Here is a 22,936-nt window from a genome sequence, read left to right on the forward strand (position 1 = left end):
AATATTTAGCACCTGAAAGTTTAGGAGGTTTATGTATGAAAAATGTTTTATTATTATCATTTGGCATGTTTACTTTGGGCTTTGATGCTTATGTTATTGCTGGTCTCATCCCAGGCATTAGTGAAACCTATCACAAAAATTTATCACAAGTAGGACAAGCTGTTAGCATTTTTACGTTTTTTTACGCCATATCTGCACCTATATTTTCTTCTTTGGTTGTTGGTCAACCTATTAAAAAAATCTTAATATGGTCTATGCTAGTCTTTACCGTAGCCAATAGTATGACAGCTTTAGCTCCGACATTTTCAATTCTTCTGTTATCGAGAGCAATTGCTGGCATTGGGGCTGGTTTGTTTTCACCATTAGCGGTGGCTGCATCTACAAAGCTCGTTTCTTCTGAAAAGAAAGGGAGAGCTCTAGGGTTGACAATAGGGGGAATGAGTATGGGAACAGTGCTTGGCGTTCCTTTAGGTATTTATATTTCTAAGTTCTATCATTGGACATCAACAATTTGGCTTTTAGTTCTCATTGGTTTAATGGCTGTTATTTGTATGTATATATTTCTCCCAAATTTCCCAACTTCTCCTCCTCCAGCACTCAGTGAACGATTAAAGATGTTCCTCGATAAAAGAGTAACCGTTACTGTGAGTATAACATTTTTTGCTAGTATGGCTAGCTTAGGCTTGTACACATATCTATCTCCGTTACTAAAGGAAATTGCAATCTCTAATAATTTAACACCCTATCTTTGGGCATGGGGTTGCGGTGGCATGGTTGGAAGTTTAATGATTGGTTACTTAATCGACTATATTAAAAAGCCAAAAGCGCTTGTTACGATTATTTTACTTATGTTAACGCTATCAATTATTTGTATACCACTCATGATTAACTTATCCACTTTAAAGTATGTGCCATTCTTTGTTTGGGGAGCGATGGGCTGGGCATGTCAAGCACCACAACAACATATTTTACTATCTTATCAGCCAAGTAATGGGCGTTCAGCGGTGGCATTAAACAGTTCTGTTAATTATTTAGGTAGTGCCATAGGTGCAAGCTTAGGTGGGATTGTATTATCTTTACAGCTGGGCACAATCACATTGATTTATTTTGCCGTTATTTCTATGCTATTCTCTCTATGTTTGCAATTTTATAGCATGAGAAACAAATTCAATGGAACAGAGTTCAGTAAAAAAAATCAATGTCCGCAGTAATCGGTTCAGATTGACGAACAAAAGGTATTCGGAATGGTCAACATGTTAATACCTTTTGAAATTTTATTAGAAACAATAGCCCTATTAACGACAGTAGTACGCTACGAGTAACTATGTTCTGCCAATTTTGGACTTTGCCATGTCCAATTAGCTAGCTTCTTTTTCAAATTCTTGCTTGCAAAAGTAAGCATCCGCAAATACACGTTTCAATGATGCATAGAATTGTTTCATGTCGTAAATGATTGGCTTCTTCCTCATGATGTGCCTAAATAGGACGCTCCATGATTTTCCGATGATTCTTACTTGTCGTACATGAAGCCAATAACGGACAACTTGCGCATTGAAGTGAATTGGATAGGATATACACTCGTTGATTGGCATCCCCCTTTCGCTACAGAGCAAAGCTTCCTGCGGAAATAGTATGAGCGGAAGGCCCCGCAGTAGCGAAGCGATGAGGAGACTGAAGCCATGCCCGCGAAAAGCGATCGCTAAAGTGGAAATCGACGGTTCACACAGAAACTTCTATATCAAAAGAAAAAAGACTGTAGGCAAAACTCAAATTTCTTTGAGTTTGTCTACAGTCTGAACCGATCTCCTAAGAGATTGGTTTTTTACTTTAATATTGATTATTCAGCAGCTTTCGCGCGAAGAACCATTTGTAGGATACCACCGTGACGGTAGTAGTCTACTTCTACTTCTGAGTCGAAACGAGCTAAAGCTTGGAAAGTTTTAACTGTGCCGTCTTCAGATTTAGCAGTAACTGTTAAGATATCACGAGGTTTTACATTATCAGTAATGTTTACAGAAATTTCTTCTTTACCAGTTAAACCTAGAGAATCAGCAGATTCACCGTTTAAGTATTGTAAAGGAAGAACACCCATCATTACTAGGTTAGAACGGTGGATACGCTCGTAAGATTGTGCGATAACAGTTTTCACGCCAAGTAGGAATGTACCTTTCGCAGCCCAGTCACGAGAAGAACCCATACCGTAGTCGTTACCAGCAAGTACTACTAAGCCAGTACCTTGCTCTTGGTATTTCATACATGCGTCATAGATGTACTCTACTTCACCTGTTGGCCAGTAAGTAGTGAAACCACCTTCTGTACCAGGAGCTACTTGGTTACGGATACGGATGTTTGCAAATGTACCACGCATCATTACTTCGTGGTTACCACGACGAGAACCATATGAGTTGAAGTCACGGATTGCAACACCGTTTTCGATTAAATATTTACCTGCAGGTGTATCTTTACCGATTGCACCAGCTGGAGAAATATGGTCAGTTGTAATTGAGTCACCAAACTTCGCCATGATACGTAGGTCATTTAAGCCTTTGATAGCTTCTGGCTCTTTCGCAAGACCTTGGAAGAATGGTGGGTTTTGGATGTAAGTTGATTTGTCATCAAATGTGTAAAGAGACTCAGTTGATGTTTCAATTGCATTCCAAGCTTCGTTTGCTGTGAATACAGTTTCGTATTCTTTTTGGAATAATTCACGGTTAACGACAGTACCTAATACAGCGTTAACTTCTTCAGTTGAAGGCCAAATATCAGCGAAGAATACTTCATTGCCATCTTTGTCTTTACCGAATGAATCTTTTTGTAGGTCGATATCCACAGTACCAGCAAGTGCATAAGCAACAACAAGTGGTGGTGAAGCTAAGTAGTTAGCTTTTACAAGTGGGTGTACACGGCCTTCGAAGTTACGGTTACCAGAAAGTACTGAAGTTACGAATAAGTCATTGTCTTTAATAGCGTCTTCGATTTCAGGAAGTAATGGACCTGAGTTACCGATACATGTTGTACAACCATAACCTACAGTGTTGAAGCCGATTTGGTCAAGGTAAGTTTGTAAACCTGAATCTTCTAGGTAACCAGTTACTACTTTTGAACCTGGTGCTAAAGAAGTTTTTACCCATTTAGGTACAGTTAGACCTTTTTCTACAGCTTTTTTCGCAACTAAACCAGCAGCGATTAACACGTATGGGTTAGATGTATTTGTACAAGAAGTGATAGCAGCGATTGCTACAGCACCTGTTGGAATTTCTACATCACCTTCAGCAAATTTAGCTACAGAAGTTTTTGCGAACTCGTCTTCTGTTAAACCGAAACCTTGCGTACCTTGTGGAGCCACTACTGCTTCTTTGTAACGAGAACGCATTTCAGAAAGTGGAATTAAGTCTTGTGGACGTTTAGGACCAGAAAGGTTTGGTTCAATTTCAGCTAAGTTTACTTCTAAAACGTCTGTGTAAACTGGCTCTAATGATGGATCAAAGAACATGTGGTTAGCTTTTAAGTAAGCTTCTACAACAGCGATGTGTTCTTCTTCACGACCAGTTAAACGCATGTAGTTAAGTGACTCTTCATCAATTGCGAAGAAACCACATGTAGCACCGTATTCAGGCGCCATGTTTGAGATTGTAGCACGGTCAGCTAGTGGTAATTTAGATACGCCAGGTCCGAAGAACTCAACGAATTTACCAACTACGCCACGTTGACGTAATACTTGAGTTACTTTTAATGCTAAGTCAGTAGCAGTTGTTCCGTTTGGAAGATCGCCTACTAATTTAACACCGATAACTTCAGGAATTGGGAAGTAAGATGGTTGGCCAAGCATACCTGCTTCAGCTTCGATACCACCAACGCCCCATCCAAGAACGCCAAGTCCGTTGATCATTGTTGTATGTGAGTCAGTACCTACTACTGAGTCTGGGAATGTTTCGAATGTGCCATCAGCATTTTCGTTTACGTGTACAACTGGAGCTAAGTACTCTAAGTTTACTTGGTGAACGATACCAGTTGCTGGTGGTACAGCACGGAAGTTATCATAAGCAGTTTGAGCCCATTTTAAGAAGTTATAACGCTCAGCGTTACGTTCGAATTCTAGGTCCATATTCGCTTGTAATGCAGATGCGTTACCATATTTGTCAACTTGTACTGAGTGGTCAATTACAAGGTCAACTGGAATAGCAGGGTTGATTTTGCTAGCGTCTCCGCCCATTTCTTTCATTGCTGAACGAAGTGAAGCAAGGTCAACTACTACTGGTACACCAGTAAAGTCTTGTAATACAACGCGTGATGGTTTGAATGGTACTTCTGCTTCTGGATCAGCGCCATTACCCCATTTTGCTAATTCGTTTACGTGTTCTTCTTTGATAACATATGCATCATATTGACGTAAAACAGATTCTAATAATACTTTGATTGAGTAAGGAAGGTTTGAAACTTTTGCAACGCCAGCTTTTTCAATCGCAGCTAAGTCAAAATAGTTATAAGTTTTACCATTAACTTCGAATGATGCGCGGCTGTTGTGTAAATTACCTTGTGCCATTTGCGGATCCCCCTAAATATCTTTTTGAAAAGGCCTATGTAAAGCATCTTTTCTCCAATACCCATGATAACTCATTTTTATTCATAAGTAAATTACATTAATATTATCTTTTTCAATAAGAAATTCTTATCACCCTACATTCAAATCCAATATGCTTTAATTTTAAGAAGCCCATAAAACAAAGGATGTGCAAAAAACAACCCATCTACACCTGTGTATTTATTTTTAAGGTGAGTAAGATGGTTGTTTTATAAAAGTGTGGTCTTCTTCCTTTAATTATTGAAGGTAAATGCTAAAAACAAGCCGCTCAAAGTTTATGCTATATAATAGTAGCATATATTCAGCATCGTGGTTGAAGGCAGTTTAAAAAACTTCATTAAGAAAGTTACGTGTATTGAACACAAGGCGGGAAAAAATCTTCTTACATCTTTTAGAGTTTTTTCTTAATAAATTTTTAAAAAGTGAATAAAAACACTAACATAATGGAGAATTAATTTGCTACACCCAAAACAGACTGGTTGGTATGTAAGGAGGAACTATTAATTACTTGTTTACATGTCTTAACCGAAAAAATCACGATGGATATCGCATTTATTTTTAGTGGGCATCTATCCACTAAAGAAGCAACACAAGCGGTGATTAATAAGCTAATTCACAACTTAGAATCAGAAGGAACCATTACCGGCTATACATTTAGCAGTATTGTCCGTGAGATGGCCACAGTGAGTGAACCAGTTCGCGAAGCTTGTAGTGCATTATATGAAAATATTCAACAAATTTATTGTTTGAAACTTGAAAATGAAGGCTTTTCGCAGGAATCAGCTTCCGCCATCGCCTTGTTGATGACAGCTTCGATTGAAGGTGCGATGATGCTTTGTTTAACGCAAAAATCTTCGCAGCCTTTAAAAACAATCGGCACACTATTACCCAGTATATTAAAGACGGTTTAAATAAGGTGACAACGAAATGAACTTAAAGCAAAAAATTATTTCAAGAAATCGTCTGTCTCCTTGCGGAATGTTGATAACAAAAATTAGATTGGCTAAGATTTAGTTGTGCTGGTCATCGGCATGCTGTATTTTTGACTATTGCCACCTTAGGAATCAACCATGGAATATTTATGCAAAAGAAATATTTCTAAGACAAAAATGCAGGAGGAATTTTAATAATCCTCCTGCATTTCGCTACTATTTACTAGCGTTTAATGTGTTATTCGTTACAAGTGACTTTAAAATCACACTTAATTCTTGAATATGGTCAGTCGTCGTAGTCATCCTTTCAAGCATCTTATTTTCATCCTCTACAGAATGTAAAATCGCTCCAGTTGAGGATGCATTTTGCTCAGTTATCTGATTCAACTTTTCAATCTGTTCTTCTATATGTTCAAACTGCTTTATAGCACTGCTTAGTTCATTCATGCCTCTTGTTAAATCCATATTCGTAAGTGTAAAGGAGTTTTTTAATGTAGTGAAGAAACTACTAATATCTTGTAACAGAGTTTCACCTTGTTGTAATGCTCTTTCCCCATCTTCAGAACGTTGATGTGCTTCTGTTGATTTTTCAAACAATGTACGTGTTACATGCGTAATATTCACTGTAATTGTAGCACTTTCCTCAGCCAATTTCCGCACCTCGTCCGCAACAATGGCAAATCCTTTGCCATGTTCACCAGCTCTCGCCGCTTCAATCGCCGCATTTAGAGCCAATAAATTAGTTTGTTCAGCAATATGCTGTATACCCTTCAATAGCGTATCGACAGTTTGCAAGCTGCTTTGTAGCTCATTCACCGTTTCCGCAGTGGAATTCATAGCCTGACTCATTACACTTATTTGACCCATGGCTTGCTGCATTTTTTCCCAGCCTTCCACAACCTCCTGCTGTAAATCACTCGATTTTGATACGGTTTCCTTAGAAATCGAGAATGTTTCATTGACAAAATGCACGGATTCTTTCATCGTCCCATGGATCATTTGCAAACTTGATGCCTCCTGCTGAATACTTGCAGATATATCTTCGGTAGCTAAAAGAATCTCCTTACTTGAACCCGAAATTCGATGCATCGTATGTTGAAATTGCGTGACATGCTCATCCAGTGTATGACTACTCTTCTCGATTTCATTAAAAGTTGTCTGTAGCTGATTCAAGGAGCTCCTTACTTCATTTTGTTGTACAGCAGCATGTTCGATCAGTTCATTGCCCCACTTGGCAATTAAGTAAAAGGCGATAATCACCCCGTTCATAATAGCTAGGAGCGTAATAAATACGATGATATCATCGAATGGCCCTAATAGTGATGCAGAATTAAGGATATACAAAATAACAAAACTAAAGTTTGTAAGGACACCAAAAAATACAATTAATTCTTTTTTAAAATACAACGCAATAATTGCTATGGTACAAAGTAAAATATAGTGCTTGTTCAATGAAAAGCTATCAAGTAAAAATAGTGTAAAAACAACACTTGAAGGTATCATGCCAAAAATAAAGCCCTTGACATAGGTTTTAATCGGTAAATAGTAATTGCATACAGCTAGCGCAATTACCATAAGTCCAATAAATAAGTCAGTAATACCTTTTGAAAGTATCATTGGCCCACAAATAAGAATAGCCAATATCGAAATGATAGCCAAATTGACGCGGTGAACTTTCCTTGTATTGTATCGTAGCGTATCTTATTCTCCATTTATTATCCCCCTAAAAAATGAATAGACATTCAGTTTATATTTCTATTATTATATAGTATAGTAGTTACTTTTTGTAGCTAAAAAATGTATTTTAGAGAATTTTTTATACTAAAGCGCAAAAACGAAGGGAGATAGTTAGATGGGTGGACTACAAAAAATTGCACCAAATTTTTATTGCATTGATACACATGATTTAAATCGAGAGGAACGCACGAGTTCCTATTTGCTAATCGATGAAAAGATTACGTTAATCGAAACATCTGCAAGTCCATCTGTTCCATACATTATGGATGGATTGAAGGAATTAAATATTGCGTTAGAAGATATTCACTATGTCATTGTTACGCATATTCATTTGGATCATGCAGGGGGCGCCGGGTTATTTTTACAAAGCTGTCCAAATGCTACGTTAGTCGTACACCCTCGAGGCGTATCGCACATGATGGATCCGAGTCGATTGATTGCGAGTGCAAAGGCTGTTTATGGCTCGGAATTTGACCGCCTTTTTGACCCTATTCTACCTATCGCGTCAGACCGTATTATGGAAATTGGACATGAGGATATTCTGTCATTAGGCAAGCATCAACTAACGTTTTATCATACAGAGGGTCATGCAAAGCATCATGTTTCGATGCATTATTCTGCAACCAATGGTTTATTTGTTGGTGATACAACAGGTGTCAGATACCCAGAAATGGAGGGTGAAGCAATAGATTTAATCATTCCTTCGACCTCGCCAAATCAATATGATCCTGAAACAATGGAAAAATCTATCCAATTATATGAGAAACTAAACGTCACGGAATTATATTTTGGTCATTATGGAGCGTACAAAAATCCACTTGAAGCTTATCGTCAAGTACGCTTCTGGACACCACTGTTTTTAGCTGCGGGAGAAGAAGCTTTAGCGGCATTCAACCTTATTGAAGAACAAGTAAAGTTTTTAGATAGTCGTTTACAAGCGATGTTACATCAATATTTACAAGAACATGATATTACAGAAAATCACCCTGTTTATCAAACAATTCCTTTTGATACAGTTGTATCTGCCATGGGTATTCTCGATTACCTAGGTAAAAAAGACGCTGCACTAAAAGGATAAATTCGACACTAAAAGAGCTGTCTCAATAGAAATTTGAGACAGCTCAGATTTTAGATAAACTCATGATTTCCGCTATGGCGGACGTTTTTTTGGGGATGGCTTTGCGGAAGAACTAACTAGTGGCCTCCTTCGTTAAACTTCTTGTCTCGCAGCTTTTTGTTCTTTTAGCGACCTTCACGCCGTTTGGCAAAACTATGTCCACCACTGAACTTTTCGGGAAATTTTTTGGACGTTCATATTATGAATTTCTTAGATGATGAAGCACAGAGAGAAAATCCTGTTTCTCCCCTATCTCACGAAAATTTCTAAATGGATTTCCGCTATCTTTTATACGCGCTAAAACGGTAGGAATAGTAAATTTTTCTGGGCGTAGCTGCTGATTTACTTCGTCCCAAAATAACGGCGTTGCAACTAACCCCATGTTATTCCCTCGAGTGGAATATGGCGATATGATTGTCTTGCCCTCAGCATGTTGCACATAATCTAAGTACAATTTTTTTTGCCTATTTTTCTTCAGACGCTCAATTGTATACAACTCAGGTCGTTGCTGGCATAAAAAAACACAGACAAATTCAGTGAAAATTCTTACTTCCTCATACGAAAAAGCATTCTCTGGTAACGGAATATACAATTGCAGGCCTTTGCCTCCTGAAGTTTTAACAAAGGATTGGAGTTTAAAATAATCAAATATTTCCTTTAACTGGCGTGCAGCCTGGATAGCTAGTGAAAATTCATTGACAGAAGGAGGGTCTAAGTCGAAAACGATCTCAGTTGGTTTCTCTGTATGAATTGTTTGAAAAGGAATATGAAATTCGAGTGCAAGCTGATTGCCTAACCACAAGAGCGTCTCGATATTATTGCACACCATAAAATTAATGTCGGCTATTCTTGCGTTTGTCACATAATCAGGGAGCTTATCAGGACTACTTTTTTGATAAAAACTCTCCCCTGGTGCCCCATGGGGATAACGGATTAAAGTGAGCGGACGGTCATGAAGGAACGGCAATAAATAGGAAGATATCATTTGTAAATAGTGTAAATAACCATCTTTAGTAATGCCCATTTCTGGCCAAACAGGTTTATCTGAATGGGTTATCTGAACGTTTTCTGGAATCGGTATAAGTTGACGTTGCATTTGCAGCCAGTTACATGCCTGTGGATCAATCTCTAATCTAAACGCATGAAATCTTGGCTCTCTTAATTTACTACCATCAAAATCAATACATGCTATGTCAACACAGATAGACGGCTCCAATTCCCATGTCTCATGCACCTTCGTACCGTTTTTTTGAAAGAAAGTAACTAAAATTTTCCGCTCTTCATCCGTCATACCGTGTCTAAAAATAACAATCTCTTTCAAATTCACCTGTTGATAAATACTACCATGAAAATAGCCATTTCCTTTATCATATTTGTGGACAATAACAGTGACATATCGCCAATTTTTAATTTTTAACCAATCCTTGGACCGTATGTTAGAAAGCCATTTGCTTGTCTTTTTTTTGGCTATTATCCCTTCGCCATTGTATGCGGTGATCGAGTGCCAAAGCGTTTCACTATCCTCAAAATTCTCAATGGCTTGGATGAGCCGCTCATCTTGATAGTTGATATTGGTTGGTAGCTTTAAGGTAGTAAAAAGTTTCGTTAATTGTTGTTTACGTGTTTTTAAATAGCGACTTGTTTGTATCTCCCCTTGCAGTTTCAATAAATCAAATACCACATAATGAAATGGAAAACGTTTGACATGATCAGAGATAACTTCCCTATTTTGCATTCTTCCTCTTTTTTGCACAAGTGAAAAATCACTTTTAAAATGGTTTGTTAAATATACTAATTCTCCATCTAGCACTAAAGGTAATAAAGGTTTTATTTGATCATATATACGCATACAAAATTCAATAATCTCAGGAAATAAATGATTTAGTTCATTATCGTTCCTACTTTTCAGAATGGGCTCTTCATGTTCCCACTCTAAAACGCAGCGAAAACCGTCATATTTCGTTTCGTAAAGCCACTCTTCTCCAATAGGCGTCTCTATTGTCTCCGTCAATAGCATGGGTTTCATGTTAACAACTTCTTTCATTCTTTTCTTTCAGTTTTTGACTATTTCTTTTTTAGATACATAAAAATAATGAAAATATAACATAGTAATAAAAAACGAGGTGACGCTATGCATACAGTCTGGAAAGGCAGTGTATCATTTGGACTTGTCAATATTCCTGTTAAACTCCATGCTGCCACTGAAAATAAAGACATAAAATTACGCCAGCTCCATAAAGAATGTCATACACCGATAAGCTATAAAAAAGTATGTGAGGGCTGTAGTCAGGAAGTGAAAGAAGAAGATATTGTGAAGGCATACGAATATGCAAAAAATAAGTTTGTCGTACTAGACGACGAGGAATTAGAAAACTTACGCAAGGAAAATGAAGATAAGGCTGTTGAGATTATTGATTTCGTGAAATTGCAGGAAATAGACCCTATTTATTTTGAACGTACTTATTTTTTATCTCCTGATACAACTGGTGGTAAGGCGTATACTCTTTTACGTAAAACATTAGAGGAATCTGGAAAAATAGGCGTTGCTAAAATTACAATTCGTTCAAAAGAGCAGTTGGCTATCGTACGTGTCTATCAAGACGCTCTCGTAATGGAAATCATCCATTTCCCTGACGAAGTAAGAAGTGTCAGTGATGTCCCCAATATTCCAAGCGAACAAACCGTTGTTCAAAAAGAGCTGGATACCGCTCTCATGCTAGTAGAACAATTAACAACCATATTTGATCCAGAAAAATATACGGATGAATATCGTACAGCTCTAATGGAATTAATTGAAGAAAAGAAAGCAACGAATACAATATCAGCTAGCGATAAACGGCCATTACCCGATAATGTTACCGACTTAATGTCCGCGCTCCAAGCGTCGTTAGATAAAACAAAAAAACCGAGCACAAGAAAAAGAGCTACAAAAACAAAGAAAAATGCTTAACGGTCTTTTCAACATCACCATAGAAGCTACAAATAAATAATAACAAATAAAAAATTCGCGATACTTCTGTGAGGCTAGCCAACTGACCACGTAGAAGAAGCGAATTTTTTTGTGTTAATTTTAAAAAAATGTTATGTGAATCAATTTCTTAATTCATTTTCATATCAATAAAGGCGAATATCATGAAAAGAAAATAAAGTAATTGTTCATAGGTTAATTCCGCTACAGGCGAACGCTTTCCAACAAGCACGCACCGAGTCGCTTCCTTCGTTACGCTCTCGTTTCGCTTGCTTTTCCCGCTGAAGTCACCACCTTACACTCCTTCCAAAAATGCTCGTGTTTCTTTATAGAAAAACGATTTCTGAAATTAATTCAAGTTATATTGTTATGCACCCCGATGACATAAATTACAAAAAACAGAACGTATATTTGTATATTTTGTTATAATTAAGACAGAAATTGGGGGGATGTAAAGATGACAAACATAGACATCAAGCAACGCATGCAACATTATCATGTTACCGGATTAAGCTTTTCGTTAATTGAAGATGGTCAAATCAGTGAATCTAGGCACTTTGGATACTTTGAATCCGGCTCTGATAAAAGAGTGGATGCCCATACTCTTTTTAATGCCTGTTCCATAAGTAAATTTCTAACAGCCCTGTTAGCGATGCGATTAGTAGAACAAAATTATTTACATTTAGATGAGGATGTTAACAATCAGTTACTATCGTGGAAAGTACCTGATAATCATTACACAAATATAAAAAAAGTGACATTACGCAATTTACTATGCCATCAGGCGGGAATAAAAGATCCTCGTGATAGCTTTTCGGCATTGCAATTACTACAAGAGCAACCTACAATGGTCGAAATTTTAAATGGACAAACCCCCTACTGTTCTATCCCCATTGAGGTGAGCTATGAGCCAGAGAGTGAATTTCACTATTCAGATGCTGGATTCTGCGTCATCCAGCAATTGATAGAGGACGTAACTGGAAAGCCATTTCACCTCGTGGTGGATGAATTTATTTTTACACCGTTACATATGAAAAACAGCCTATTTGCCACAAACATTCATGACATGACAAAAAATGTTGCCTGTGGTCATCATAAAAATGGTGAGTTAGTGCTCGGCAAATACCCCATCTATCCATACCTAGCAGCCTGTGGTTTATGGACTACCACAGCTGATTTAGCGAAGCTAGTTCTTGAATTAATGCATGCTTTAAAAGGTACAAGTAACTTGGGCATCTCTGTAAGCCACATAAAAGAACTGATACATCCACAAGGGTGTAAGGAGTGGACGGGCTTAGGCGTATTTATTGAAGGCGCACAACAAGAGATCGAGATGTCTTCTCTTGGTTGGGGTGTTGGATTTCAATGTATGATTGTTGCTTATCCTTATAGAGAAAAAGGCTTAGTTATCATGACCAATACAGATTTAGGCGTACACCAAATGGAAGGGTTAATTGGCGAAATATATAAATCCCTCCTCCTCTAAAAAGTTAAAAAGCGTGTTTTGACATCAAAACACGCTCATAAAATTAAACTGTTTTCACTTTATAATGCAGCTGTACCATCTGACCAAATCGTTGTGTATTTATTAATTTTAACTCTATTTGCGGATTTTTTTCTTTAAATAACGGAATACCTGAACCTAGAATATGGGGTGTGACCGTGATAATATATTCATCAATTAGGTTTTCCTTCATGAAAGCATCGAGAATACCTGCTCCACCAACCATCCAAATTTTAGAACCTTGTTGTTTCTTTAACTTTTTAGTAAACGCTACAACATCTTCCTTAACGAATTCTACATAGTCATCTGTCCCATCTTGTGAGGTAGTGAATACATAGCATTTTTTATCCGGATATGGAAAAGACTCTGTATGTTCCATTACGTAATCATACGTTCTTTTGCCCATAATGATTGTATCGATGGATTGATACATCTCTGTATAGCCATTGTCCCCTTCCCCCTCTACATCGTATAACCATTGTAAGTTATCATCTTCTTTTGCGATAAAGCCATCTAAACTAGTAGCAATAAATAAAATTACTTCTCTTGTCATATGTTTTTCTCCTTTTATCTTTAGGGTATTGCTTTTTGATAAAATCATCAGCAAAACCTATACTAAACATAAAACATGACAAGTAGTGGCATGTTCAAAAAGAAAAGGTGAGGAAAAATGTCAAAAGCAAAGCGTTTATTAGATATTTTAATGTTTGTGAATTCAAATAGAAAATTTACGGCACAAGAAATAGCCGATGAATTTCATATATCTATCCGTACTGTCCATAGATACATCCTAGATTTAAGTGATATGGGTTTACCCATCTACGCAGAACAAGGCAGAAACGGAGGCTATACCGTCATAACAAATCGACTACTTCCACCTATTTTATTCACAGAAGACGAAGTTGTTTCGATCTTCTTTGCCTTTCAATCTCTCAGTTACTATCGTGATCTGCCGTTTGATGCTGAAATCCACTCAGCCGGTCATAAATTATATAACTCACTTCAACATGATGCCAAAATAAAAGTAGACAAAATTCGTTCTTACATCGCTTTTTGGAATCCTAAAAGAATGATTCATACACCCCTGTTAAAAGATGTTTTAGAGGCTTCGATAGCAGGTAGTCATTTACATATTCAATATGACTCGAAATCTGGTACTACAACCAAACACATTCGCCCTATTGGAGTATACGCTCATGATGGTCTCTGGTACTTGCCTGCCTATGACTTTAGTAAGCAAAAAGTATTGCTCTATCGTGTGGATCGTATTCTATCTATTATAGCAACTGACAAAGATGAAGAGTGCTTTATGAATTTAGCGCAATGGTTTGATAGTTATGAAGTAAAAAACCCAATTCGCTTACATGTTCAATTAACAATGGAAGGCGTACGCCAATGCAAAAGTATGCCAAGTTTTGAGGAGCTTGTCGTAATAAAAGAAGATGGTACTGGCTCCATTGATGCCATGATCGACAAAGGGGAGCTTGGTTTTATCACCCCACTCTTTTTCAGATTGGGTAGTCATGCAAGAGTTTTAGAACCAAAGGAATTAATAGCTAATTTACGTACGCATTCACAAGAGATTTTAACGATGTATCCTGATGATACACAGCATTCTTGATTTTTGATTGCTTTGGTCTTCATGCTTTTGGAACCTTCTCTATCGTGTCTTTTTGTGTCTGTATTGACTATCTGACGATTTTGTAAGATTGGCGTAACATAATTCGTTACTACTTCATTTGAAACTCCCGTATACTTTGTTGTATCAGTTAGGAGGAGAAGGAATTGCAACCAATTGATTTAAACAAAAGAATTCATACATTAGATTATTTAAGAGGATTTGCACTATTGGGCATCATTTTAGTTAATATCCCAGCACTTATGTGGATTGAACCACCATCAACATCAGCTGATTTAGCCTATAGCCATTTTTTAGCTCTTTTTGTTGAAGGCAAATTTTTTACAATCTTTTCGTTTTTATTTGGCGTAGGCTTTTATATTTTTCTATCACGTGCAGCGGCTAAAAATGAAAGAGCGAATCGATTATTTTTACGAAGAATTGCGATATTATTTTTATTTGGCATCATCCACGTATTTTTCCAACCAGGAGAAGCGTTAACAGTCTATGCTATATTTGGTTTAATTGCCTTACCGTTTTATAAAGTGCGTAAAGATATCAATCTAGCTTTAGGGCTCATTATTTTAGCGTTTACTGCTTATTTTGGTATAAAAATTGCCATGCCATTCCCGTTAATTTTACTTGGATTAGCAGCAGGACAGTATCAGCTATTTGAAAAAATAGAAGCTCATAAAAGAATGTTAGTTGTTTTTACAAGTATTATGTTTTTACTAAGCTTGGGTGGATGGCTTTATCAATGGAGTTATGTACCTGATGCAATAATCGCTTCTTTTGACAATATGTCAGAGGAAAAATTAAATGAGCATATAGCTAATATAGAAAATTTTACATTAATCGGGATGCAAATTAGTCCGATTGTTTCGGCATTCTATGTAGGGACTCTCGTTTTATTATTGCAATATCCCTTTGTTCAATTACTATTATCCCCATTAAGAGAATATGGTCGCATGGCTTTAACAAATTATTTAGGGCAAACTGCACTTATTTTAATAATTGGGCATACTTTTCATTTAATATCAAACATTCACTTAATTTCATCACTCTGGATTTGTATCGGTATTTATACTGCGCAATTGCTATTCAGTAAAATCTGGTTGAAATCCTTTAGATTTGGGCCGATAGAGTGGCTATGGCGCATTGGGACCTATGGGACAGTGCCCCCACTATTAAAAACGAAATAACAGCGCACAATGATTTTCACTTCTGTATTTTTTGAATATTATTCCAATTTATGATAATGTTTATAATTATTAACTATTGAAGAGGTACTTATATGGCAACAATTGAAGATTTTATGTCTCTAGATATGAGAATTGGTACGGTTATCCAAGCTGAAGAACTTCCTAAGGCAAAGGTTCCTGCAATTAAAATGAAAATTGATTTTGGTGAAGTGATGGGAATCAAACAATCTTCAGCACAAATTACGAAACGATATAGTCCAGCAGATATCGTCGGCAAACAAGTAATAGCGATTGTAAATTTCCCACCTCGTCGAGTGGCAGGTTTTAAATCCGAAGTTCTAATAATCGGTGGAGTTCCTACAGATGGCGATGTTATTTTGTTAACACCCGATCAAGAAATACCAAATGGCACTAAAATTAGTTAATACCTCAAATCGCGGAAGCCTCAAAAAGATGATATGGCGTTAACACAAGGATTGTAAGTTAATGATATCCCGTCATTTAGCTAAGCTGAATTGAATCGATAGCGCGCAGTGGCTTTGGCTATTCAATGATAATTCTCAATTCACCTGTTAAAATTTTCTTTAATGATTTTTTGGGGCCTTATTAACAGGTTTTGTTCTTCATATGTTATAATGCTTTTACTGACTAACCTTAAAAGGGTTTAAAACAATTTTGCTGTAGCGAGTGACGACGCTACAGCATTTTCATTTCATTTACTATTTTCCTTTTGTGCCTCAAGTAATTCAGGAATTGTAACAAATTTATATCCTTGCTTTTCAAGTGCTGGCAGGATTTTTTTCATAGGTTTTACCGTTTGTTCGCGATTTCCCCCACCGTCATGAAAAAGCACGACATTGCCTTCCTTCACACCCTCTAACACAGTATCTACAATTTGATTAACTCCAGGACTTTTCCAATCCAGAGTATCTAGATGCCAAGACCACATAACTACTTTATAGCCTTCCTTTACAATTGCATCAATCATGGCATCGGTATATTGTCCTTCTACTGGTCTGAATAAAATCGGCGAATACCCGCTAATACTATAAATGGTATCATGTGTCTGTTTTATTTCCTTTATTAAGTTAGGAACGTTCGTTTTTAATGGATGTGTATAAGTGTGATTAGCTATTTCGTGGCCTTCTTCATACATTCGTAAAACTACTTCAGGGTTTTTTTCAGCATTTTGGCCGACAACAAAAAATGTTGCTTTTGCATCGTATTTGGCTAATAAATCTAAAATCTCAGGCGTGTACTTTTTATGTGGACCATCATCGAAGGTTAAGGCAATAATTTTTTTTTGTGTTTTTACTTCCCACACAATTTGCCCTGCTTCTTCATAATACTTTCTTCCTTTATCTGCGGATGAGCTTTCGCTTGCATAAAATATGGAGATAACCAAAATACATAGGGGTATTAAAAATAGATAAAATCTTTTCAAGTTATCACTTCCCACACAATTTATTTAGTTCTTATTATTTGTTCATTCATCTTAAAAATGCTTTAATTTTTGCATTAATAAATGTTTATATTTTAAATAGTTGTATTCCTAATCACTGGAGATTTACGAATCCTTCTATTTTATATGTTCCCTCTCAGTCTATAGAGTCATCGTTGACTTTTGCGCAAGCATTTAATGTTTTGCAGCATCATCCGTTTAGTCATTAAAAATACTTATAGCATAAAATAAATTGGCTATGACATTATGACTGAGGTAATTAGTTTGCATGAAAATAACAAAAGATTTGGTCAAAGTGATCGTAACTTAGCACATCAGGCCGCTGAGCTAGCCGTTGTCGGTGAAGTATTATCCACACTTGGAGATACAATATCGACTATTTCAACAGTAACTTGCATTAGAAGCAGAACTTCAGCAACAAAATGAAAAAGAAAATGATAAGAAAGATAATAAAGACATGCAAAAACAAATTGACTATTTAACCACTGAATTAGAAAAACTTAAGAACCAAGTCAATAGCATTACCCTCGTGGAAGATAGTGTAAATCATTTCTCTGCATGAATGCCTTCACCCTTCAAGTGTTATTTCCACACTCGCTTGCTACGAGAGCTCACTTTTAGCAAGTAGTGGAACCAATCCAACTTGGCATTGATTTCATTCGATTGATCCGCAATTTAATTTTTGTGAAGCTGTATTCCACAGACTTGTCCTGTTTTTTACCAATGCTGTTACCTCGATGGGTACTGTCGACAACAAATACAACTATTTTAAGAAATAGTGGCGATTCGATAAAAAAACGGACATTAGCATAAACCTCCAAACAAAACCCAATACATTACCATTACATAAAATTCGAGGCTGTAGCGTTTTCTCACGACTATAGCTTTTAAATTTATTTAATCTATTTCACAGGCAAATGGCTAGACAAAACAGCTATCACATCATATTACTAATAGTGTAAAGCTAATTAAACCATATACCTCCAAACCTTGGGGTCACTTTCGTCCGAGTGATCCTTTTGTGTTTTATTCCCCACCCTACATCAATCACATTAATTTTTTCATTAAATTTCAAAACAAAAGGGACTTTTGATTAGATGAATTCCCCCCTCTTTTCAGCAGCAATACATACTATAGGTTGTAGAAAAGAGGGGATTTTTATGGGATACTCCGGAAATGTAGGTAATTACAACAACAATTGTTATTACAGAGGCTATGACAATGGCTATAGTGGTTCAACATTTGTTCTAATCGTTGTATTATTCATTCTACTAATTATTGTCGGCGCTACTTTCATGCGTGGTCAGTATTAACTCGTCCAGTTTTTTGTTTTAAAAATTGACCATTCACTTGTACTTTTCAGTGACAGGTTGCGCCTTCATTTGGTTAAATCAATAGTCACCTCCCCTTTTACAAGTTGTAATAATAGTCGTGTAATGCTAATCTGCTGACCTTATACACTCCTGTTATGACCAAAGGGTCACTATCCAGCTTAGTGACCCTTCGACTAGTTTTATTTCCTCACATAGTTCAGTAATGAATGATGAAACCTTTTTTAATAACATCCGTAAACTTATTAGAACCCAAAACATGAGGTGACGTAAAATGATTGTTGGATTTATTACTTGTATAGTTCTTGCTGCAATTATTAGTTTTATGGGTTATCAAATCCATATAAAAAAGAAACTGTGGCTTATTGCAGGTTATCAAGAAGAAAGTTTTACTGGCGATAAAGATAAACTTGCTAAACTATTTGGTATTTTCTCTTACATAGTAGGTATTGCTACTTTCCTATTACCTTTCGGGCTTGAGTACTGGGGATTCATTAGCAATATTATATATGCCGTATGTATATGTGTAGGTTCAGTAGTCATTTTGGTATGGAAACAAATTATTAATAAACAAATTAAAGAGTCTTGAGAAGGCTCTTTTTATTATGCTTGACTCTTCCATTGTTGGTTCTGAACTAGAAGAAATCGATTATGTATTTATCACCGCTAATTTAAAATCAATCAGTAGTGGTTATATTGTGAAAATGTTTCATACATTAAAAACGAAGCATCAAATTGAACGATTTTCAGCTCATATTCTAAGACAATCTTATGTGAGTATTTAAATTGCTGAGGGTACTGCAGTAACAACAGTAGCAAAAATTATGGGGGACAAAATTGGGGTACAATGAGGGGTACAAAGTACATTTGCACCCCTCAAACTTTGGTATATCAGTATTTATAAGTCTATCTAAATATATTATGTTCATAGAGAAAATCATAGGAAAGATCGACAAACAAGTATTCATGTTCATTGATGGCAATCGAAAAGGTACGTGTAATTTCGCCTGTCTCAATATCTCGATAAAGTTCTGAAATTTCCCCACTTTGATCATTTCTCATTTTAATAATCGTTTGCAGGAAATATGGACGCCAACTCCAGTTTTTATTGATTGCACTTGGTTGTAATTCCCACTGTCCCTCTACACGCATCACGTTTGGCGTTAGCTGAAATCCGTCCTCATTACAAATATATAATCGGAAAGAATAGCTATCTAACAGCTGTGCTAAATGTTCTAAATGGGCAATGTTATCACTAGAAGGTTTGACACGATGGACAATTGCCTCTAGCTCCTCCTGCAACTTCTTTAGTTCAAAATACTGCGCCTCAAGCATTTTCTTTTCTGAGGTAATGAATCGCTGACATTCTTGTTTAAATCTTTCCTTCAGCACATCCTTTTCCACAAAAGTTATAGCTGCATTTGCCAAGTAAGATCCTTGGTAGAAACGTCCGCCATTTTTCCAGGCAAATTGCAGTTGATAAACAGTCTCGATACCTTCAAATAATAAGTTCGCGCCAATTTTATAAGCTAAACTGCCAATTGCTGAAATCATGTCTGATTGGGCTGACCATGAATCATAATTTAAGTCACGAATATTCACTTTTAAAATCTGTGGAGAAAGGAGAGCAATGTGCTCTAAATGACTTTCAGCTCCTACCTCCTGTACAGCAATTTTTACACCGTACGTTGTAAAATAGCGCAGTGCATGATGTAATTTATTGATATCCCCTAAAAAGCGATGTTCAGACACAACTAACACAATGCGATGTAAATCTTCTTCTTGTAAATATTGTTGAATAATATTGAAATGACTTTCACCGAAATCTTGCATCAACAAATTGGGGTTACTTGGAATATAGATATCAATTTCATTTGGTACTTCCGCTATTTTTGCTAAAGCAGCGTGCAAAATTTTATGTTCCATATCAATTCTATATTCTTCTGGAATATCTTCATTATTCACAAAATCATTTAAGTTAATTTGTTGACCTTCAATTTGTAAATGTCCGGAAATTTCGTAGGCAATAACCGTATGCGCTTCTGCGCTAAATATAGGTTGAAAATACCCATGTATTTGATCTAAATTTGTTAACACTTCAATTGCATCCATTGTCGAAACCTCCATACTTGAATAACCAAGCTACTGTTATTCAAAAATAACATCACATTCACAGTTCATAAAATGAAAAAGCTCTCTGACTGTATAATAATTTGTTTATAGGAAATTCGCAACTTCACATGCCGTTATTTAGAAAATATATGCTTTATATTTATTGTGTCACTAATTCTTTTTCCTGTTGCTTATACGGGGCAAGCTCGGGTTGACATACCCAGCTCAAGCCAAGTGTTCCTTCCCCTGCATGAACGCCAACACATGCACTCAATGGAAGAATATGAAAAGTGATAAGTGGGTAGGCTTTTTCAAGTGAAGTTTGCCAACATTTAGCACCTTCTGCATTGTTACAGTGAATAACAGCCACCTCGGGAATAATACTTGACTCTACATCTATATTTAACAGGTTTTCTACATATGCTTTCGCTTTAGTTGCTGTCCGTATTTTTTCTTTCATCACAACTTTTCCATTATCAAAGGAAATAACGACTTTAATGTTTAAAAGGTTGCTTAAAAAGGCCTGTGTTCCTGTTACCCGTCCACTTTTATGCAATTGGGATAAACTCGATGGGATAAAAGATAATTTACTATGGTCTGCAAGCTCATTAATTCTTTCTACGATAGCGGCAGGTTCAAAGCCCTCTTTTTCTAATTGCTGCCCCAGTTCAATCATTTTCATCATTGGAAAAGAGCCAATTTTTGAATCGACTGGGTACACTTCAAATTGTGCTTGCTCTGCAGCTGTGAAAGCGCTTAAATAAGTGCCCGATAAATGCTGTGATGTATGAATAGCGATTGCACCAGCATAGCCTTGTTGCTTTAATGATTGATATAATTCCACCACTTCACCAATGGCAGGTTGCGACGTCTTTGGATGTGTTTTAGCATTGCGTAATTTGTCGTAAAACTCATCATGTGTCATATCAACAGTTTCACGTAATGCCCCTTCTTCAAATACAATGTTTAGTGGTAATACGTGAATTTGATTGTCCTGTATGAATTTTTCGTCTAACAATGCTGCTGTATCTGTAACCCATGCAATTTTCTTTTTCATTAAATGCTGTGCTCCTCGTCTATCGTAAAATATTATTATCTATATAACTTATGCAACTATACATAGAGAGTACCATGATGAATAGTGACATTTATCATACTCGCTAAATTTATTTACATCATTCGACATTATTTCGACAATTTTCTTAATGAAAAAAGCAATATGCCCGCAGTATGTTAACGATACTACGGGCATATTGCCTTGACTATTCAGACATAAAGAAATACCAGATACATGCAATAACGATGAATGATAAGAGAACTGCAATCGTTACGCGTAACGGTGAAATCGGGGCATCGCCACCTACACGGCCTGTTTGTCCATTCACCATAAAGCGGTAAATTTTCTCTTTATAGCGGAAGGACGATAGCCAAATTGGTAACATTAAATATTTATATGTAATGTCATCATGGGTCGTAGAGAAACGTAAATTTGACACAACGTCGGCGTGTTTTTCTCGACGGATTTTCATTGTTATTTGCGCATTTAGCTGATCTTGGATTTCCCTCTTCGCCTGATGCCAGCCATCCTGTAAACCTATGCTATAACGTTCCGATAGAAAACCTGTCACATACTCAGGTTTATAGGATTTATTATTGAGCAAATTAAAGGGTTCGATTTTACGCATCATCTCTCGATCATATCGAGTCGTAGCACTTACTAAATGATCATCGATAAATTCCTGATAGAAGCCACTTGTCGAATACCAATCTGTCTCCGTACGCGTATTGCCATCTTTATCTGTCACGGTTCGATGTTTACCATAGCTAGCCGAATAGCGTGAACTAGTTTTTGTATCGAACGTCCAATACGGTAAATAAACACCTTTAAAGGAATCTGGCTTTGCACTAATTTTCGCAGCTTTTGGTGTAAACCATCTTCCTTTAATCCATTTTTGAAAATGAACCCCTGCTTGCTTGTCTGTCACCTCAAATGTACAAACCCCATTTGGCGCAAGTGTATTATCTGCACTGGCCTCCATTACTTGGTTGGAACCACAGTAGGGGCAACTGTCGGCGACTTGTAATGCATCGTAAATCGTCTCTGCTGCACAGGCTTTACAAATAACAGTTTTTTTCTCAACACCCCAATTAAAATTTCCACGTTCCTCAGCTTGTGCAAAATCCATTTCCTGTGCAACTTTGTCTTCTTCTTTTTCTGGGATGGCAATCGCTGTTTCAAAGCCACAATAAGGGCAAGTTAACTTCCCTGTTGCTGGGTTAAATTCAATGGATGCACTACATGATGGACATTCAGCGTCGAATTCAAGCTTAGCCTCTTTGACGTTTTCTGCTTCTTGTGTCGTCATCATTA

The 22,936-nt window shown here is 36.7% G+C and carries 21 protein-coding genes; 12 read left to right on the forward strand and 9 right to left on the reverse strand.

The window, feature by feature from the left end:
- Positions 1-35: 35 nt before the first annotated feature.
- Entirely contained in the window at positions 36-1,211 is a 1,176-nt protein-coding gene (locus C9J35_RS09760; protein ID WP_107924360.1) for an MFS transporter, read from the forward strand.
- Positions 1,212-1,358: 147 nt separating this feature from the next.
- Here the strand turns inward: C9J35_RS09760 and C9J35_RS23555 are convergent, their stop codons facing one another.
- Together C9J35_RS23555 and acnA are read right to left on the reverse strand one after the other, a co-directional pair.
- Positions 1,359-1,592, reverse strand: a complete 234-nt coding sequence (locus tag C9J35_RS23555; protein WP_054768120.1) for a hypothetical protein — start codon at positions 1,590-1,592, stop codon at positions 1,359-1,361.
- Between the two features lie 245 nt (positions 1,593-1,837).
- Positions 1,838-4,543, reverse strand: a complete 2,706-nt coding sequence (acnA, locus tag C9J35_RS09770; protein WP_107924361.1) for an aconitate hydratase AcnA — start codon at positions 4,541-4,543, stop codon at positions 1,838-1,840.
- 578 nt (positions 4,544-5,121) lie between these two features.
- Here acnA and C9J35_RS09775 point away from each other — a divergent pair.
- A complete protein-coding gene (locus C9J35_RS09775; protein WP_153062954.1) occupies positions 5,122-5,493 on the forward strand; it encodes an LmrA/YxaF family transcription factor in 372 nt (123 codons plus the stop codon).
- A 237-nt stretch (positions 5,494-5,730) separates the two neighbouring features.
- On the opposite strand, the gene C9J35_RS09780 is transcribed toward C9J35_RS09775, so the two are convergent.
- Positions 5,731-7,131 (reverse strand): methyl-accepting chemotaxis protein, encoded by a 1,401-nt coding sequence (locus C9J35_RS09780; RefSeq protein ID WP_235616257.1) that lies wholly within the window; start codon positions 7,129-7,131, stop codon positions 5,731-5,733.
- A 235-nt stretch (positions 7,132-7,366) separates the two neighbouring features.
- On the opposite strand from C9J35_RS09780, the gene C9J35_RS09785 reads away from it, so the two are divergent.
- Positions 7,367-8,329, forward strand: a complete 963-nt coding sequence (locus tag C9J35_RS09785) for an MBL fold metallo-hydrolase (RefSeq protein WP_107924363.1) — start codon at positions 7,367-7,369, stop codon at positions 8,327-8,329.
- A 238-nt stretch (positions 8,330-8,567) separates the two neighbouring features.
- Here C9J35_RS09785 and C9J35_RS09790 read toward each other — a convergent pair whose 3' ends face one another.
- Positions 8,568-10,394, reverse strand: a complete 1,827-nt coding sequence (locus C9J35_RS09790) for a DNA ligase D (protein ID WP_107924364.1) — start codon at positions 10,392-10,394, stop codon at positions 8,568-8,570.
- Between the two features lie 105 nt (positions 10,395-10,499).
- Between C9J35_RS09790 and ku the strand changes: the two genes are divergently transcribed.
- Together ku and C9J35_RS09800 are read left to right on the forward strand one after the other, a co-directional pair.
- Positions 10,500-11,318, forward strand: a complete 819-nt coding sequence (gene ku, locus C9J35_RS09795; RefSeq protein ID WP_107924365.1) for a non-homologous end joining protein Ku — start codon at positions 10,500-10,502, stop codon at positions 11,316-11,318.
- A gap of 475 nt (positions 11,319-11,793) precedes the next feature.
- Positions 11,794-12,822: a serine hydrolase domain-containing protein gene (locus C9J35_RS09800; protein WP_235616258.1), complete on the forward strand. Its 1,029-nt coding sequence runs from the start codon at positions 11,794-11,796 to the stop codon at positions 12,820-12,822.
- 43 nt (positions 12,823-12,865) lie between these two features.
- Here C9J35_RS09800 and C9J35_RS09805 read toward each other — a convergent pair whose 3' ends face one another.
- On the reverse strand, positions 12,866-13,393 hold the full coding sequence (locus C9J35_RS09805; protein WP_107924366.1) for a dihydrofolate reductase family protein: 528 nt from the start codon (positions 13,391-13,393) through the stop codon (positions 12,866-12,868).
- A gap of 117 nt (positions 13,394-13,510) precedes the next feature.
- On the opposite strand from C9J35_RS09805, the gene C9J35_RS09810 reads away from it, so the two are divergent.
- The 3 genes from C9J35_RS09810 to csaA all read left to right on the forward strand — a co-directional run bounded on the left by C9J35_RS09810 (position 13,511) and on the right by csaA (position 16,085).
- Entirely contained in the window at positions 13,511-14,461 is a 951-nt protein-coding gene (locus C9J35_RS09810) for a helix-turn-helix transcriptional regulator (protein ID WP_107924367.1), read from the forward strand.
- A 164-nt stretch (positions 14,462-14,625) separates the two neighbouring features.
- Complete coding sequence (locus C9J35_RS09815; protein WP_107924368.1) at positions 14,626-15,660, forward strand: DUF418 domain-containing protein; 1,035 nt, start codon at positions 14,626-14,628, stop codon at positions 15,658-15,660.
- Between the two features lie 92 nt (positions 15,661-15,752).
- Positions 15,753-16,085 (forward strand): chaperone CsaA, encoded by a 333-nt coding sequence (gene csaA, locus C9J35_RS09820; protein ID WP_054768123.1) that lies wholly within the window; start codon positions 15,753-15,755, stop codon positions 16,083-16,085.
- Positions 16,086-16,372: 287 nt separating this feature from the next.
- Here csaA and C9J35_RS09825 read toward each other — a convergent pair whose 3' ends face one another.
- Positions 16,373-17,104 (reverse strand): polysaccharide deacetylase family protein, encoded by a 732-nt coding sequence (locus tag C9J35_RS09825; protein WP_107924369.1) that lies wholly within the window; start codon positions 17,102-17,104, stop codon positions 16,373-16,375.
- 282 nt (positions 17,105-17,386) lie between these two features.
- Between C9J35_RS09825 and C9J35_RS23560 the strand changes: the two genes are divergently transcribed.
- The 4 genes from C9J35_RS23560 to C9J35_RS09840 all read left to right on the forward strand — a co-directional run bounded on the left by C9J35_RS23560 (position 17,387) and on the right by C9J35_RS09840 (position 19,238).
- The gene (locus tag C9J35_RS23560; protein ID WP_167395945.1) at positions 17,387-17,548 is read left to right on the forward strand and encodes a hypothetical protein; all 162 of its coding nucleotides are present in this window, start codon (positions 17,387-17,389) and stop codon (positions 17,546-17,548) included.
- Positions 17,549-18,282: 734 nt separating this feature from the next.
- Positions 18,283-18,435, forward strand: coding sequence for a YjcZ family sporulation protein (locus tag C9J35_RS09830; RefSeq protein WP_107924370.1), 153 nt, complete (start codon positions 18,283-18,285; stop codon positions 18,433-18,435).
- A 292-nt stretch (positions 18,436-18,727) separates the two neighbouring features.
- A complete protein-coding gene (locus tag C9J35_RS09835) occupies positions 18,728-19,042 on the forward strand; it encodes a DUF3784 domain-containing protein (protein WP_107924371.1) in 315 nt (104 codons plus the stop codon).
- A gap of 16 nt (positions 19,043-19,058) precedes the next feature.
- On the forward strand, positions 19,059-19,238 hold the full coding sequence (locus C9J35_RS09840) for a hypothetical protein (protein WP_054768124.1): 180 nt from the start codon (positions 19,059-19,061) through the stop codon (positions 19,236-19,238).
- 121 nt (positions 19,239-19,359) lie between these two features.
- Here C9J35_RS09840 and C9J35_RS09845 read toward each other — a convergent pair whose 3' ends face one another.
- The 3 genes from C9J35_RS09845 to C9J35_RS09855 all read right to left on the reverse strand — a co-directional run bounded on the left by C9J35_RS09845 (position 19,360) and on the right by C9J35_RS09855 (position 22,931).
- On the reverse strand, positions 19,360-20,565 hold the full coding sequence (locus tag C9J35_RS09845) for an EAL domain-containing protein (protein WP_054768125.1): 1,206 nt from the start codon (positions 20,563-20,565) through the stop codon (positions 19,360-19,362).
- A 160-nt stretch (positions 20,566-20,725) separates the two neighbouring features.
- Complete coding sequence (locus C9J35_RS09850) at positions 20,726-21,622, reverse strand: DegV family protein (protein WP_107924372.1); 897 nt, start codon at positions 21,620-21,622, stop codon at positions 20,726-20,728.
- 205 nt (positions 21,623-21,827) lie between these two features.
- Positions 21,828-22,931, reverse strand: coding sequence for a TFIIB-type zinc ribbon-containing protein (locus C9J35_RS09855; protein WP_107924434.1), 1,104 nt, complete (start codon positions 22,929-22,931; stop codon positions 21,828-21,830).
- Positions 22,932-22,936 lie beyond the last annotated feature (5 nt).

The organism is Lysinibacillus parviboronicapiens (assembly GCF_003049575.1).
Taxonomy (GTDB): Bacteria; Bacillota; Bacilli; order Bacillales_A; family Planococcaceae; genus Lysinibacillus; species Lysinibacillus parviboronicapiens.